The following is a 16,609-nucleotide window of genomic DNA, read 5'->3' on the forward strand; positions in this document are numbered from 1 at the left end:
GTAAGCATGAGTAAGTTTGCATGACTTTCTTCCGCCGGAGGAGCCAAGCACCCAAATACAATTCACATCAAATGCAAATGCCGTACAAGAATCCGAAACCCCATCAGAATCAGCAAAATCCCACCCGCGAGACCGGCATAGGAGTGAAAGCGAGTTCCGAGTCTGCTCCCGGCGAGGGTGCATATCACAGAGAGCAAAAATGTTGTGATCCCAATCATCAAAACAGCGGGAAGAATCTGCACATTCAGAAATGCAAATGTGATTCCGGTGATCAGAGCATCAATGCTTGTTGCGACAGCGAGAAGGAGCATTTCAGAGACATGCAGGGAGGCATTTGCACCCGAGCTGGTCTCTTTTTTTGTCTCAATTTCTAAGTTTGATTTCAGTTCTTCAGGACTGTTTAGACTCTTTGTATCGGTTTGTAAATCTGTTTTTGTACCTGTTTTCGATTCCTCCCAAAACGATTCATGAATCATCATTCCCCCGATAACGGCAAACAGAGCGAAGGAGATCCAGTGGTCAAACTGCCCGATCACATCGAGAAAACGACTTCCGAGTATGTAGCCAATCAGGGGCATCAGAGCCTGAAAAATGCCAAAATAAGCGCCGATTGCAACCGCGTGGTGGAGATGGACATCGGGTATTGCGAGCCCTTTGCAGATCGCAGTTGCCCCTGCGTCCATTGAGAGTCCGACGGCGATGAAAAACAATTCCAAAATATGCATGAGTGACCTCCTGGTCCCACTTTCTTGTTTACAATAATCCAGAATCTTCAGAGTTTCCACAATTAATCGAGTTTCACAGGCATTTAGCAAAAATACGGCAAGAAATTCTCACTCGTTCTCTTTTTCGGGTGTATCGCTTTTTATCGTTTTTTATGCAGGAATCTTCAGAAAAATCAGGATTTCCAGTTTGGTTTTCTGTATTCAGAATATGATTCCAGACTGTCGTATGTGCAAAAAATCATCCAAATTCAAGTCAATATCAACAGAAACCGTGCTCCTGAAAAGATAGATGTTTGTGAAAATTAGGTATTGCAAACGAAAAAAGCATGTGCTAATATAATACCAATTTAGTGCGGCAAAGCACCAAAACGGCTGAGAAGGAGACTCTTGCCAGAAGGACTTCGACAGGAAGACGGCGTCACCGACTGAGAGCGCGGTCATGTTGGACTTGGCGAAAGGGAACACTCCGGAGCTGGTATTCTGAAAGAATTTCCAAATGAACCAAGATGAATCTTGATTTTGTTCGGGAAATTGCGTAGGGGTATCCGTCAGACATACGTTACATGTCGAGAGAGGAGTGCCGGTTTTTGCACTGGATCGGCCTCAATGCGGGTGGTACCGCGGAACATGAGAATAATGTCCCGTCCCGGAATATGCAGCGATATTCCGGGGCGGGTTTTTTATTATCCAATATTTAAAAACCTATGTCTGATCCGCTTTCGGAAATCGCGATTTAGAATCCAAAAACGCATACAGGTAAGGAGAAAAAAGACATGGAATTTTTAACAGGAGTAAAAGAAAAAGAAGTTGTGGGCATCCAAGAGATTCTGGATCAGGATTATGTGGGAAAGACCGTTTGTATGAACGGAGCTGTCCACAATGTCCGGGATATGGGAGAGGTTGCTTTCGTGATTCTGCGAAAGGCAGAGGGCCTCGTTCAGTGCGTATTTGAAGAGGGAAAGACTGAGTTCAATTTAAAAGAACTCAAAGAGGAGTCAGCAGTTGAGGTCACCGGTGTTGTTGCTCTTGAGGAGCGTGCTCCGCACGGTTTCGAGATTCGTTTGCAGACAATCCGCGTGCTCTCTGAGCCGGCGGAGGGAATGCCGATCGCAATCAACAAGTGGAAGATGAACACTTCCCTTGAGACGAAACTTGGTCTTCGCCCGATTTCTTTGAGAAACGTCAGAGAGCGTGCAAAATTCAAAGTTCAGGAAGGAATTGTCCGCGGGTTCCGCGAGTTCCTCTCCTCTCAGGGATTCACCGAGGTGCACACCCCGAAGATCGTTTCCCGCGGAGCTGAGGGTGGAGCAAACGTCTTTAAGCTGAACTACTTCAACAAGAAGGCAGAGCTTGGACAGAGCCCGCAGTTCTACAAGCAGATGATGGTCGGTGTGTTTGACCGCGTGTTTGAGGTCGCTCCGGTGTTCCGTGCCGAGAAGCACAACACCACCCGTCATTTAAACGAGTACATCGGTCTTGACTTTGAGATGGGATACATCGACAGCTTCGAGGATGTGATGGCGATGGAGACCGGTTTCCTCAAGTACACGATGGAACTTCTGAACAAGGAGTACAAGAAAGAGCTCGATATGCTTGGAATTCAGCTCGAGAACATCGAAAAGATCCCGCAGGTTCGTTTCGACAAGGCAAAAGAGCTTGTCGCTGAGAAGTACAACAGAAAGATCCGCAACCCATTTGATCTTGAGCCGGAGGAGGAAGTGCTGATCGGTCGTTACTTCAAGGAAGAGTACAACAGCGACTTCGTTTTTGTCACTCACTATCCGAGCAAGAAGCGTCCGTTCTATGCGATGGATGATCCGGCAGATCCGCGTTTCACCTTAAGCTTTGATCTTCTCTACAAAGGACTTGAGATCACGACCGGTGGACAGAGAATCCATGATTACAACATGATTCTTGAGAAGATGGCAAAACGTGGAATGGATCCGGAGGACATCAAGGATTATCTGATGATTTTCAAGTACGGAATGCCACCGCACGGCGGTCTGGGAATTGGTCTTGAGCGTCTGACGATGCGTCTGTTAGATGAGCAGAACGTCCGCGAGACTTCTCTCTTCCCGCGTGATGTGACGAGACTGGAACCGTAACTATCTGAAAAATATAAGTGCAAGAAGCATAAATGTGAAAAGCATAAATGCCAAGAGCGTAAATACAAAGAATGTAAATACGAAGAGCACAAGTGCAAGAAGCATAAATGCATAAATGCACAAATGCGAAAAGCGTGAACGTGAAAACAGAATTTGGAACGTGAAAGGAGAGAGAACGATGGCAAATATCATCAGTGACGAGACGATTGAGTATGTTGGCATTCTGGCGAAGCTGGAGCTTTCTGAGACTGAAAAAGAGGAAGCAAAGAAAGATATGGGAAGAATGCTCGACTACATTGATAAGCTGAACGAGTTAGATACAAGCGGAGTAGAGCCGATGTCCCATGTATTTCCGGTCAACAACGTGTTCCGTGAGGACGTCGTGACAAACGGTGATGATCATGAGGATATCCTCAAGAATGCACCGGAGAAGAAGGACGGCGCATTCAAAGTGCCGAAGACCGTAGAATAAGAAGAGAAGGACAGGAGGAAAACGCGGTGAGTATATTGGATTTAACTGCCGTTGAGCTCGGCAAAAAGATTAAAGCGGGCGAGGTAACCGCTGTGGATGCCACGAAGGCTGTTCTCGAGCAGATCAAGGCATTGGAGCCGTCCTTAAACTGTTACGTGACGGTCGATGAGGAGGGCGCACTCAAGCAGGCAGAGGAAGTGCAGAAAAAGATTGAGGATGGAGTCCTGACCGGACCGCTCGCAGGTGTGCCGGTTGCAATCAAGGACAATATGTGCACGAAGGATCTGCTGACGACTTGCAGTTCCAAAATTCTTGGAAACTTTATTCCGACCTACTCTGCTGAGGCAGTTTTGAACTTACAGAAGGCGGGCGCAATCATTCTTGGAAAGACGAACATGGATGAGTTTGCAATGGGAAGCACAACTGAGACTTCCGCATACGGCGTGACGAAAAACCCGTGGAACACCGAGCATGTTCCGGGAGGTTCTTCCGGCGGTTCCTGTGCAGCAGTTTCCGCAAATGAGTGCTTCTTCGCACTTGGTTCAGATACCGGCGGTTCGATTCGTCAGCCGAGTTCATTCTGTGGTGTTACCGGAATCAAGCCGACTTACGGAACGGTTTCCCGATATGGTCTGATCGCTTACGGTTCTTCTCTCGATCAGATCGGACCGGTTGCAAAAGATGTGACCGACTGTGCAACAATTCTTGAAGTGATTGCTTCTCACGACCCGAAGGACAGCACTTCGGTGAAGCGTGAGGACTGCGATTTCACTTCCGCGCTTGTCGATGATGTGAAGGGGATGAGAATCGGAATTCCGAGAGATTATCTCGGAGAAGGTCTTGACCCGGAGGTAAAGGAAGCCATCCTGAATGCATCAAAAGTTCTCGAGGCAAAGGGTGCGATTGTTGAGGAGTTTGACTTGAGCCTTGTCGAGTATGCGATCCCGGCATATTATGTCATCGCGTCCGCAGAGGCAAGCTCGAACCTCTCCCGTTTCGACGGTGTGAAGTACGGCTACCGCACGAAAGAGTACGAAGGTCTTCATAATATGTACAAAAAGACTCGTTCCGAGGGATTCGGAGCAGAAGTAAAGCGCCGTATCATGCTCGGCTCCTTCGTTCTCTCGAGCGGTTACTATGACGCTTATTATCTGAAGGCACTGCGCACAAAGGCACTGATCAAGCAGGCATTTGACAAGGCGTTTGAGAAGTACGATGTGATTCTCGGACCGGCTGCCCCGACGACAGCCCCGAAGCTCGGCGAATCCCTGAGCGATCCGCTTCAGATGTATCTCGGAGATATCTACACAATCTCTGTAAACCTTGCAGGTCTCCCGGGAATGACGGTTCCGTGTGGGAAAGATTCCAAGGGACTTCCGATCGGACTTCAGCTGATCGGTGATTGCTTCAAGGAGAAAAACATCATCCGCGCAGGTTATGCATTTGAGTGCAGTCGCGGTGGCTATGAGGCGCCAGAACTGGCAGAACGGGAGGAGAGATAAGATGAGCAAACAGTATGAGACGGTCATCGGTCTTGAGGTTCATGTAGAGCTGGCGACCAAAACCAAAATTTTCTGCGGTTGTTCCACAGCGTTTGGCGGTGCGCCGAACACCCACACCTGCCCGGTCTGCACCGGTATGCCGGGTTCTCTGCCGGTTTTAAACAAGCAGGTTGTTGAGTATGCGCTTGCAGTTGGTCTTGCAACGAACTGCGGAATCAACCAGTATTGCAAGTTTGACCGAAAGAACTATTTCTACCCGGATAACCCGCAGAACTATCAGATTTCCCAGCTCTATCTTCCGATCTGTCATGATGGATGGGTTGAGATCGAGACCGCAGGCGGAAAGAAGAAAATCGGTATCCATGAGATCCATATGGAGGAGGATGCCGGAAAGTTGATTCACGATGAGTGGGAGGACTGCTCTCTCGTCGATTACAACCGAAGCGGAGTTCCGCTGATCGAGATCGTTTCCGAGCCGGATATGAGAAGTGCGGACGAGGTCATTGCCTACCTCGAGAAACTTCGCCTGATCATCCAGTACCTCGGAGCATCCGACTGTAAGCTTCAGGAGGGCTCGATGCGTGCCGATGTCAACCTCTCCGTCCGCGAGGTCGGAGCACCGGAGTTCGGAACGAGAACCGAGATGAAGAACTTAAACTCGTTCAAGGCGATCGCTCGTGCGATTGAGGGAGAGCGGGAGCGTCAGATTGAGATTCTTGAGGATGGCGGAAAGGTTGTTCAGGAGACTCGTCGTTGGGACGACAACAAAGAGTCCTCCCGTGCGATGCGTTCGAAGGAGGATGCACAGGATTACCGTTACTTCCCGGACCCGGATCTGACACCGGTCATCATCAGCGACGAGTGGCTTGAGCGCGTGCGCAATGCACAGCCGGAGCTTCGCACCGAGAAACTTGCGCGTTACCAGGAAGAATTTGGTCTTCCGCAGTACGATGCTGAGATTCTGACGGCTTCTAAGCACATGGCAGATGTCTTTGAGGAGACTGTGAAACTTTCCGGAAAGCCGAAGGAAGTCTCGAACTGGTTGATGACTGAGGCAATGCGTCTCTTAAAGGAGCAGGAGAAGGATGCCGATCAGATGAAGTTCTCCCCGGCACATCTTGCAAAGCTGATTGAGCTTGTGGACAAGAATGTTGTAAACCGCACCGTTGCAAGAAATGTCTTTGAGGCAATCTTCAACGAGGATGTCGATCCGGAAGTTTATGTCGAGGAACACGGACTCAAGGTTGTCAACGATGAGGGCGCTCTGAAAAAGACGATCGAGGAACTCCTCGAGAAGAATCCGCAGTCTGTCGCAGATTTCAAGGCAGGAAAAGAAAAGGCGATGGGATTCATCGTCGGTCAGACGATGCGTGCGATGAAGGGCAAGGCAGATCCTGCTGTCGTCAATGCACTTGTGCGCGAGCTGATGAGCAAGTAGAGTAAATAGATGTAGCGTAGCGAGCGTGGCGTGGAAAACAAAAGCGGAATGTGCAAAATGAAGGATCCGATGATAAAAACGCATAACGTCAAAAGAAAAGGTGAAAATTTCGTTAAATTTTGTACAAATGCGAGATTGTCAGTCATTAGAGTTTCATGTAAAATGAAATAGAAAGCAATAGAGGCGAGGGTGCCGGATCTCATCTGGCATCCCGGCCCGCCAGATGAGGAGGACGAGAAGATGCAGTCATACGCAGAGATGAGCAAGGAAGAATTACAGGCACTCAGAAAAAAACTTTCTGCCCAGTACAAGGAATTCCAGGGAAAAGACTTAAAGCTTGATATGTCCCGCGGTAAGCCAAGCGCAGAGCAGCTTGACCTTTCCATGGAGATGATGAATGTGCTTAACAGCGATTCAGATCTCACCTGTGAAGATGGAACCGACTGCCGTAACTACGGCGTTCTTACCGGCATCAAGGAGGTAAAGGAACTGATTGGTGATATGATGGAGGTATCTCCGGACAATATCATTATCTACGGAAACTCCAGCCTGAACGTGATGTTCGATACCGTATCCCGTTCGATGACACATGGTGTAATGGGTTCTACTCCGTGGTGCAAACTTGACAAGGTAAAATTCCTTTGCCCGGTTCCGGGATATGATCGTCATTTCGGAATCACTGAGTATTTCGGAATTGAGATGATCAACGTTCCGATGAACGAGGATGGTCCGGATATGGATATGGTTGAGAAACTTGTATCCACCGATGACAGCATCAAGGGAATCTGGTGCGTGCCGAAGTACTCCAACCCGACCGGAAACAGCTACTCCGATGAGACGGTTCGCCGTTTTGCCCGCCTGAAACCGGCAGCTCCGGATTTCCGTATTTACTGGGACAATGCGTATGGCATCCATCATCTGTATGACCACGATCAGGATCATCTGATTGAGATTCTGGCAGAGTGTAAGCGCGCCGGAAATCCGGATCTGGTATACAAGTTCTCGTCCACCTCAAAGATCAGTTTCCCGGGTTCCGGTATTGCGGCAATCGCAACTTCCCGCAACAACCTGGAGGATATCCAGAAGCAGTTGAAGTATCAGACAATCGGTCATGACAAGGTAAATCAGCTTCGTCATGTGCGTTTCTTCAAGGATATTCACGGAATGGTAGAGCATATGCGTCGCCATGCTGATATCCTGCGCCCGAAGTTTGAGGCAGTTACAAGCATTCTCGACAGAGAGTTGAGCGGTCTTGGAATCGGAAGCTGGACGACCCCGAAGGGTGGTTATTTCATCTCCTTCGATACGCTTGAGGGCTGTGCAAAGGACGTTGTTGCAAAGTGTAAGAAGGCAGGTCTTGTGATGACCGGTGCCGGCGCAACCTATCCATATGGAAAAGATCCGCACGACAGCAACATCCGTATCGCTCCTTCCTATCCGCCGTTAGGTGATCTGATCGTAGCGATGGAGCTGTTTGCACTCTGCGTAAAGATTGTCAGCATCGACAAACTGCTTGCAGACAAGGAGAAGTCTGAAAAGGCAGTAGCTCCGGCAGAGAGCAAGGCAGAAGCATAAAAGAAAAAAGGTTACGGAAATAAGACGGTGACAGAAGAGGAGTTGTCATGGAACAGAGGAAAATCTCATTGTTCTGTGGGAACTCCTCTTTTTAAAAGAGAGATTTATCACGCCTTTACATTTTTTGTTCTCTGTCCTATAATGACTCTATATGCGCGCTCGGGAAAGAATCTGTTTTTCGGGTGAGCATAGACTCAAATAAAGTGAGACCTATCATCAGAAATTATCAGAATTTCCGATAAAAACAAGTTTGAGAGGTCGAACGAGTGTATCAGGAAATGAATCGGGGAGAAAAAATGGCGGAACGTTTATGGAAGAAGTTTGTGAACCGGGAAACGGTTTCCTACCTGATCTTTGGCGTGCTGACAACCCTGACGGACTGGATCAGCTACTGGGTAATGAGAAGAGCGGGGATGGATTATCGCTTGGCGACAATCGCTTCCTGGGCGATGGCAGTGCTGTTTGCCTTTGTCACAAATAAGCTGTTTGTCTTCAACAGCTGGGATCTTCACCCGGGCAAGGTGTGGAGGGAATTTTCTTCTTTCGTGATCTGCCGGATGGCAACCGGGCTGTTTACACTGGTCGCAATGATCGTCATGGTCAGTGGGTTGAAAATTTCGCATGATTTTATTTGTAAAATTGCAGTGTCAGTGATTTCTTTGGTTTTGAATTATGTATTGAGCAAACTCTTCATATTTAAAAGAAAATAATTATTTAATTAAAGAAATGATTAAATTAAATTAAAAAGGAAATAACACGACTGCGAATACATCAGGGGATTGATTTATGCAAAATGAGACAAAAAAAGACCGTCATCCAGTCTGGCGGGACGGTTGGGAGACGAGTGAGAGCAGTTTGACTGCGAAAATTCGCGCACGCCGTCAGGAAGAGGAGACAAAGAAGGCGGAGCGGGCGCTGATTGAGGATCTCGAAAATGATCTTGAGGAACAAGATCGGGAGGATTACAATCGAAGATGCAATTCGAACGAGGCTGAAAACCAGAATCAGAGTTCGAGATGGAGGCAGTCACAGGGTGAGTATGAGGGATATGAATATGAATCAGAAGTATTTCCGAATCTGAAGATGGTAAGTCCCCGGTATGCGCTGTTGATGTCCTTTCTCATTCCGGTGATTGTCATGGTGCTGATTTTTATTCAGAGAGGAATTTTCCCGTTTGGGGAGGAATCGTTTCTCAGGACGGATATGTATCATCAGTATGCACCGTTTTTCTCGGAATTTCGCTATAAGCTGACGCACGGTGGAAGCCTGCTGTACAGTTGGGATGTTGGAATGGGAGTCAATTTCGCGGCACTGTTTGCCTACTATCTGGCGAGTCCGCTGAACTGGCTGATTCTTCTCTGCCCGGCAAAGTATGTGATTGAATTTATGACAATCTCAATTGTCGTAAAAATCGGACTCTGCGGTTGGAGCATGGCGTATTATCTGAGACACCACTGCAAGACGCAGGACTTTGGAATCGTATTTTTTGGCATTTTCTATGCGTTGTCGGGATATATGGCGGCATACAGCTGGAACATCATGTGGCTTGACTGCATCGTGGTCTTCCCATTGATTATGTTGGCGCTCGAGCATCTGGTCAAAGAGGGAAAGGGAATGGCGTACTGCCTTTTGCTTGGATTTTCGATCCTTTCCAATTATTATATCTCGATCATGACCTGCATGTTCCTCGTCTTCTATATGATTGCGCTTTTGATTCTGGAGCAGGAGATGACACTCGAAAAATTTGTCGGACGTCTGTTTCAGTTTGCGGGCTACTCGCTTTTGGCGGGAGGTCTGTCGGCAGTCGTTCTTCTGCCCGAGATTTTTGCTCTGCAATCGACGGCGTCGGGAAGTTCGACGTTTCCGCAGACTTTCACGCAGTATTTTTCGATCTTTGATATGCTTGCGCGTCACATTGGAAATGTCGAGACGGAGATCGGGCTGGATCACTGGCCAAACATTTACTGCGGAGTCGCTGTGATCATGCTGTTTTTCCTCTATCTGGGCTGTCGGCAGATCCGTCCGAAGGAAAAAGTGGTATCCTGTGTTCTCCTTCTGCTCTTTCTCGCGAGCTTTTCGATCAATGTGCTCAACTATATCTGGCATGGATTTCACTATCCGAACAGTCTTCCGTGTCGCCAGTCTTACATTTATATCTGGCTTGTGCTTTTGATCTGTTATGAGGCTTATATTCATCTGGAGCAGACACCGTGGAAACAGGTTGTGCGGTCATTTGGATATGCGGTTGCCTTTGTGCTGATGGCACAGAAACTGCTTGAGAACAATGAACAGTTTCATTTTGCGGTTTTCTACGTCGCAATTTTGTTTTTAGCACTTTACCTTGCGGGAATTGCGTGGTATAAGAAAAAGCCGAGATGGCGCTGTATCATCCTATTTTATACGCTTGCTGTTGTGACGATTGAGTCAGCTGTCAACACGGCAGTCACGAGTGTGACGACGACGAGCCGGACAGAGTACACGAAAGATAACTCGGCAGTGGAGAATCTTGTCTCGACGGTTCAGCCGAATGAGACATTTTTCCGAATAAAGAAGGATAAGGGAAAGACAAAAAACGATGGTGCCTGGATGCATTTCCCGTCTGTATCACTGTTCTCATCGACTGCGAGCGCCGATCTCTCAAAACTTTTCAAGAAACTGGGATGTGAGAGTTCAACGAATGCATACAGCATTACGGGAAGCACCCCGCTAATCGACTCTCTGTTTTCTGTGAAATACGGGCTTTATCCGCAGGAACAAGCGGATTCGGGACTTCAGACGTTTCTTGCACAGGAAAGTGAGACCTGGCTGTATGAAAATAAGTATACACTTCCACTCGGATTCCTCGTGGATCGCGATTTCTTCCTGAAATGGGAGATTGACAACAGCAAGCCGGCGGATGTCCAGAACAGTCTTGCGGATGCGATCGGAGCCGACCAGGTGCTCGAGATGATGATGGATGTCGCGGATGACGGAGTTTCGATGAGTTTCACTCCGGAACAGAGTGGATTGTATTATGCCTATGTCAGAAATAAGAAGGTGGAAAAAGTTTCAGTAGACACCTGGAATGGAAGCCGGATATTCACGAACACGGATCGCGGGTATCTTCTGGAGCTGGGCTGGTGTGTTGCCGGCGAGGAGGTTGTCCTGACGGCGGAGGAGACGAGCGAACCGCTCGATGCGAGTGTCTATCGATTCTCGGAGCAGGGACTTAGGTCCGTCTATGATCGATTGTCTGAACAGCCGTGGACATTGACAAGCTGGACAGACAGTACGCTTGAGGGAACGATCACCTGCAAGGATTCAGGAGTGATGATGACGACCATTCCGTATGACAAGGGATGGAAGATTTTTGTAGATGGAGAGGAGCAGACAGCAGAGAAAGTGCTGGATGCTTTTATCGGAGTCGATCTGACTCCGGGTGAACACACGATTTCCATGAAATATTTCCCGGAAGGTCTGATGCCTGGTGCATGGATTACAGTCGGAAGCATTGTGATTTTGCTGATTATTTTTGGAACGGCGCGTCTGTTTCGAAATGCCCGTCTGTATGAGCAAAAACATGGACAGAACCAACAGAATCAGAGTGATGGGGAAGATGATCATGAAAATAATAGAAAGATCTAAAAGGTATAAAATAAAACAGAAGAAAAGGAGAACAGCACTATGAAATTATGGGGCGGACGCTTCACAAAAGAGGAAAATCAGCTGGTACACAATTTTAATGAATCTCTGTCATTTGACCAGAAGTTTTATCATCAGGATATCGAGGGAAGCATTGCCCATGTGACGATGCTGGCAAAGCAGGGTGTTGTCTCTGAGGACGACAAGAAGGCGATCATTGAGGGACTCAAAGGAATTCTTGCAGATCTTGAGTCTGGGAAGCTGGTATTTACGAAGGAGCATGAGGATATTCACTCTTTCGTTGAGGCAAATTTGACGGAGCGCATCGGAGAGGCAGGAAAGCGCCTGCACACCGGACGTAGCCGTAACGACCAGGTTGCACTGGATATGAAGCTCTACTGTCGTGATGAGATTGATGAGATCGATGGTCTGGTAAAGACGCTTCTTGAGGAGCTCTTAAAGATTATGAAAGAGAATCTGGAGACCTGGATGCCGGGATTTACTCACCTTCAGAAGGCACAGCCGGTGACGCTGGCTCACCATATGGGAGCATATTTTGAGATGTTCCGCCGTGACCGCGGTCGTCTGCATGATATTCGCAAGCGTATGAATTACTGCCCGCTCGGTTCTGGAGCACTGGCAGGAACAACGTATCCGCTGGATCGTGAGTACACCGCACAGCTTCTCGGTTTTGATGGTCCGACCTTAAACAGTATGGATTCTGTTTCTGATCGTGATTATGTAATTGAGCTTCTCTCTGCACTCTCCACGATCGCGATGCATCTGAGCCGTTTCTGTGAGGAGATCATCATCTGGAACAGCAATGAGTATCGTTTTGTTGAGATCGATGATGCGTACAGCACCGGAAGCAGTATCATGCCACAGAAGAAGAATCCGGATATCGCAGAGCTGGTTCGCGGAAAGGCTGGTCGTGTGTACGGCGCGCTGATGTCGATTCTGACGGTGATGAAGGGAATTCCGTTAGCTTACGATAAGGATATGCAGGAGGATAAGGAGCTGACGTTTGATGCGATTGATACCGTAAAGGGAAGTCTGGCTCTGTTCACCGGAATGATTTCCACAATGACATTCAACAAGAACCGTATGGAGGACAGCGCAAAGCACGGATTCACGAATGCGACGGATGCAGCAGATTACCTTGTAAATCATGGGGTTCCGTTCCGTGATGCTCATGGAATTGTAGGTCAGCTGGTTCTGATGTGTATCGAGAAGAACTGTGCACTTGATGATCTGAGCCTTGAGGAGTTCAAGAGCATCAGCCCGGTATTCGAGCAGGATGTTTATGAGGCAATCAGCATGAAGACTTGTGTACAGAAGCGTGTTACGATCGGCGCTCCGGGACCGGATGCGATGAAGCAGGTGATTGCGATTTATGAGAAAGAGCTGGCGGAGAAGTAAGATCAACATTTCTGATACATTTCTGATAATTTGCATTTTTATTTCCAGATACATGCAGAATGCAGGCAGATTATTTAATTGTAAGCATGTTAGATCCTAAGAAATTAAGATTCTAAGGGATTTTAGTAGCTTTTGGGGAAGGTTCAACTATTGATGATTACCATGATCTTGATTCTAAGGGGGTTTTAGTAGCTTTTGGGGTGGCTCCGACGGCGGGATAAGTCGTGCAAACTCGTTCGCACTCCGGGTTCAGCGTAACGGTGCATAAGGTCGCAAAGTACGCGACCTAAACACCGACGCTTCACACGGGTTTGCACGTACTTTCCGCGCCTTTCGTCGCCACAGCACAGAAATCTTCGCAAAGATAGATAATGGAATAGTTTATCCATATTTAAGAATCTCTGAGTTTTAGACAAACAGGTATTATAAAAAGCTCTGAGTTTTCAGATTTGTTTTAAATGGTCTGGAAACTCAGAGCTTTTTTGTGTGAAAAAATATTTTTTTATAGGATTAATATAAGAGGAAAACTTCCTGCTGTTTGACACCATGAGCCTTAGACTGGGAATGGCTGTCGTAGAAGATATCGATATGCTTTCCGCGAACTCCGCCTCCGCGATCTTCAGCTGTGTAAATGACTCCGCCGATCATAACCTTACTTCCGTATGGGATAATGCGTGGGTCAACAGCGATGGTGCGACCGGAGGTTGCGATTGTTCCGGTACTTGTACGGCGTCCCCAACCCTCGGAACACTGACGGCAAGGACAGTAACCGGTTGTGCGGAAATATCCAAGAGATCTCATTCCAGGTGTTGCAGAGGATGTCTGGATATCAGCAGAGGAGTCGCTTGATTCTGCGGTCTCTTCCTCTTTTTCGCCTTTTATGTAGGTCTGGGTATTTGCAAATTCATTGTCACCGGACCAACCGCGGATCTCATAGGTTCCATCCGGAAGGGTGTTCCAGTCCATTGAGATTCGGAAACCGTGGCGACCATTTCCGATTCCATCCGCTTCCAAATCTTCGCGGTAGACACCGGCAGTTGGTGTATAATTTCCAACTGTTTCGCCATCTTCTTTTCTTGTAACAGTGATGTGAACAGGTACAGCAGTGTTTGGAGAGGAAGAATCCCAACCCCATCCGACGATCACACTTCCGTCCATCTCATCAAAATATCCAGCCTTTTCACTCGCCCATGCCTGTAAAGCAGTTCCAGCAAAAAGGGTAATCATCAAGGTAAGCAGTGCACATATGGATACTCGTTTCAAACTCATCATTCCTTTCTTCGTTGACAAAATTGTTACGGTTTTTTTAGCAAATCTGGTAGGATGCAAACTTGCTGATTCGCTGTAATCATTGCTGAATAATTACATAATAAAATATAAATAAACGATTCACACATTTTAAATATATGTAACAATTTTGTAATATATGCGCCATGAGTACCTATTTTACATGTTTTTGAGAATTTGTCAAGGAAAAATGTGGAAGAGAGATTTAACAGAGTTTGGTAAAGTAAAGATTTAATGTTTGCTTTTTCTTTATTTTATAGTGATATTAGGGGAGAATTATAAAGGTAGAAGCGCGACGAGGACTGCGGAAATTCCTGAGAACCCGTTGGAAACGCCGGTGCTTAGGCTGTGTTTTTTACAGCCTTATGCACCGTTGCGTTGGAATCGGAGCGAGAGCGAGTTCTCAGGAATTGGATGCAGTGTGAGGAGCGCGTAGATAAGCAAATAAATGAAGAATTGTTTAAGTTTTATTTTTATCTAAAGTAGTAAACAGATCAAAATTTGGAAAGTAGCTTGGTAAATTAACAAAACAGAAAAGGATACACTATGAGGAGCACTTAATAAAGCAAAAAAGTGTTTAAAAAGTGTTTGGTAAGCAAATCAGAAGTTTAGGAAAATATTTAATAAGCAGTAGAATGTAACATATATAGAAGAAAAACACAAGAAATTTCAGAAAACCCCTTGACAAACGAGTGCCATTAAAGTATATTAATCACAGAATGTTAGCACTCCTCAATAACGAGTGCTAATAACGCGGAAGGAGGAAGTCAAATGGAACTGGATGACAGAAAGATTACAATTCTGAAAGCGATCATCAAGACTTACCTGGAGACAGGGGAGCCGGTTGGTTCCAGAACGATTTCCAAGTTTACGGATCTGAAGCTCAGCTCCGCGACGATCCGCAATGAGATGTCTGATCTGGAGGAGATGGGATACATCCTGCAACCTCACACCTCTGCGGGACGGATTCCCTCGGATAAGGGATACCGCTTCTATGTGGATCAGATCATGCAGGAGAAACAACAGGAAGTAACCGAAGTCAAGGAACTGATGATTCAGCGTGTGGACCGAGTGGAACTCGTTCTGAAACGTCTCGCACAGATGCTGGCGGCGAACACAAACTACGCCGCGATGATCAGCGGACCTCAGTACCATCGCAACAAACTCAAGTTTATTCAGCTCTCCCAGATGGATGAGCACAAACTTCTCGTCGTTGTGGTTGTCGAGGGCAATCTGGTCAAGAATACAATGTTGGATGTGCCGAGTGCGATCAGTCAGGAAGAACTGCTGAATCTGAACATTCTTTTGAACAGCGCACTGAACGGTCTCTCCCTTGAGGAGATCAATCTGGATGTGATCACACGTCTGAAAGAACGGGCTGGCTCGTACAGTCAGATTGTGGATCAGGTGCTGACGCAGGTAGCGATGGCGATCCGGGCGGATGAAGATGATCTTCAGATTTATACGAGCGGTGCGACCAATATTTTTAAATACCCGGAGCTCAGCGACGGAGAGAAAGCAAGTCAGCTGATCAGTACCTTAGAACAGAAAGATAAGCTCAGAGAGCTGATCGATGACGTGAATGAGTCAGATGAGAATCGGGAGAATGGCATTCAGGTGTACATTGGCAATGAGACCCCTTTGCAGACGATGAAAGATTGCAGTGTGGTGACCGCCAATTACGAGTTGGGTGAGGGAATTCGAGGAACGATCGGAATCATCGGTCCGAAGCGAATGGACTATGAGAGAGTTCTTGGAACCCTGAAAAATCTGATGAAACAGTTGGATGCAACTTTTAAGAATGAAGAAAGGTGAGAAACCATGAGTCAGGACAGCAAGAATGAGAACAAGACCTGCACTCCTGAGTCCGAGACAGCGGAAGCTGTGAAGGACGAGGCAGTTGAGAACGCTCAGGCAGAGGCAAATGCAGAAGCTGAGCAGACTGCGCAGGATGCAGAGGCTGAGAAAGCATCCGGAAAGAAAGATCCGAAGGATGCTAAGATAGAAGAGCTTCAGGACCGTCTCAGAAGACAGATGGCAGAATTTGATAACTTCCGTAAGCGAACGGAAAAAGAAAAATCTGCGATGTATGAGGTTGGAGCGAGAGATATCATTGAAAAGATTCTCCCAGTGCTCGACAACTTCGAGAGAGGTTTGGCAGCTGTGCCGGAGGACGAGAAGGGTTCATCCTTTGCCGAAGGCATAGAAAAGATTTACAAGCAGTTTGTAAAGACTCTGGAGGATGCAGGCGTCGAGGCGATCGAGGCGAAGGGTCAGCAGTTTGATCCGAATCTTCACAACGCCGTGATGCATGTGGAGGACGATCAGTTCGGAGAGAATGAGATCTCCCAGGAACTCCAGAAAGGTTACAAATACCGCGGTACCGTTGTTCGTCACAGCATGGTACAGGTAGCAAACTAATGGCAATGCGTACCTGAAAAATCGATTTGATGCGATTCTGGTTA

12 protein-coding genes are annotated in these 16,609 nt (G+C 47.2%); 10 read left to right on the forward strand and 2 right to left on the reverse strand.

Annotated elements, in window-relative coordinates; genetic code table 11:
* Window positions 1–62: 62 nt before the first annotated feature.
* Complete coding sequence (locus ACR0QT_RS08725) at window positions 63–725, reverse strand: manganese efflux pump MntP (RefSeq protein WP_432630428.1); 663 nt, start codon at window positions 723–725, stop codon at window positions 63–65.
* 773 nt (window positions 726–1,498) lie between these two features.
* On the opposite strand from ACR0QT_RS08725, the gene aspS reads away from it, so the two are divergent.
* The 8 genes from aspS to argH all read left to right on the forward strand — a co-directional run bounded on the left by aspS (window position 1,499) and on the right by argH (window position 12,857).
* Window positions 1,499–2,830 carry an aspartate--tRNA(Asn) ligase gene (gene aspS, locus ACR0QT_RS08730; RefSeq protein WP_432630429.1) on the forward strand — a complete coding sequence of 444 codons (1,332 nt, stop codon included), beginning with the start codon at window positions 1,499–1,501 and terminating at the stop codon, window positions 2,828–2,830.
* A 178-nt stretch (window positions 2,831–3,008) separates the two neighbouring features.
* Window positions 3,009–3,302 carry an Asp-tRNA(Asn)/Glu-tRNA(Gln) amidotransferase subunit GatC gene (gene gatC, locus ACR0QT_RS08735; protein ID WP_432630430.1) on the forward strand — a complete coding sequence of 98 codons (294 nt, stop codon included), beginning with the start codon at window positions 3,009–3,011 and terminating at the stop codon, window positions 3,300–3,302.
* Window positions 3,303–3,328: 26 nt separating this feature from the next.
* The gene (gene gatA, locus ACR0QT_RS08740; RefSeq protein WP_432630431.1) at window positions 3,329–4,804 is read left to right on the forward strand and encodes an Asp-tRNA(Asn)/Glu-tRNA(Gln) amidotransferase subunit GatA; all 1,476 of its coding nucleotides are present in this window, start codon (window positions 3,329–3,331) and stop codon (window positions 4,802–4,804) included.
* Between the two features lies 1 nt (window position 4,805).
* Window positions 4,806–6,242 carry an Asp-tRNA(Asn)/Glu-tRNA(Gln) amidotransferase subunit GatB gene (gatB, locus tag ACR0QT_RS08745; RefSeq protein ID WP_432630432.1) on the forward strand — a complete coding sequence of 479 codons (1,437 nt, stop codon included), beginning with the start codon at window positions 4,806–4,808 and terminating at the stop codon, window positions 6,240–6,242.
* Between the two features lie 240 nt (window positions 6,243–6,482).
* Window positions 6,483–7,817, forward strand: a complete 1,335-nt coding sequence (locus tag ACR0QT_RS08750) for an aminotransferase (protein ID WP_432630433.1) — start codon at window positions 6,483–6,485, stop codon at window positions 7,815–7,817.
* Window positions 7,818–8,113: 296 nt separating this feature from the next.
* The gene (locus ACR0QT_RS08755) at window positions 8,114–8,527 is read left to right on the forward strand and encodes a GtrA family protein (protein ID WP_432630434.1); all 414 of its coding nucleotides are present in this window, start codon (window positions 8,114–8,116) and stop codon (window positions 8,525–8,527) included.
* A 76-nt stretch (window positions 8,528–8,603) separates the two neighbouring features.
* Window positions 8,604–11,441, forward strand: a complete 2,838-nt coding sequence (locus ACR0QT_RS08760) for a YfhO family protein (RefSeq protein ID WP_432630435.1) — start codon at window positions 8,604–8,606, stop codon at window positions 11,439–11,441.
* Between the two features lie 39 nt (window positions 11,442–11,480).
* Window positions 11,481–12,857: an argininosuccinate lyase gene (gene argH / locus ACR0QT_RS08765; protein ID WP_432630436.1), complete on the forward strand. Its 1,377-nt coding sequence runs from the start codon at window positions 11,481–11,483 to the stop codon at window positions 12,855–12,857.
* Window positions 12,858–13,367: 510 nt separating this feature from the next.
* On the opposite strand, the gene ACR0QT_RS08770 is transcribed toward argH, so the two are convergent.
* Window positions 13,368–14,120, reverse strand: a complete 753-nt coding sequence (locus ACR0QT_RS08770) for a 3D domain-containing protein (RefSeq protein WP_432630437.1) — start codon at window positions 14,118–14,120, stop codon at window positions 13,368–13,370.
* Window positions 14,121–14,915: 795 nt separating this feature from the next.
* On the opposite strand from ACR0QT_RS08770, the gene hrcA reads away from it, so the two are divergent.
* On the forward strand, window positions 14,916–15,959 hold the full coding sequence (gene hrcA, locus ACR0QT_RS08775; RefSeq protein ID WP_432627020.1) for a heat-inducible transcriptional repressor HrcA: 1,044 nt from the start codon (window positions 14,916–14,918) through the stop codon (window positions 15,957–15,959).
* Between the two features lie 6 nt (window positions 15,960–15,965).
* On the forward strand, window positions 15,966–16,565 hold the full coding sequence (grpE, locus tag ACR0QT_RS08780; protein ID WP_432630438.1) for a nucleotide exchange factor GrpE: 600 nt from the start codon (window positions 15,966–15,968) through the stop codon (window positions 16,563–16,565).
* Window positions 16,566–16,609 lie beyond the last annotated feature (44 nt).

It is taken from the genome of Brotaphodocola sp. (assembly GCF_050873365.1).
Lineage (GTDB): Bacteria > Bacillota > Clostridia > Lachnospirales > Lachnospiraceae > Brotaphodocola.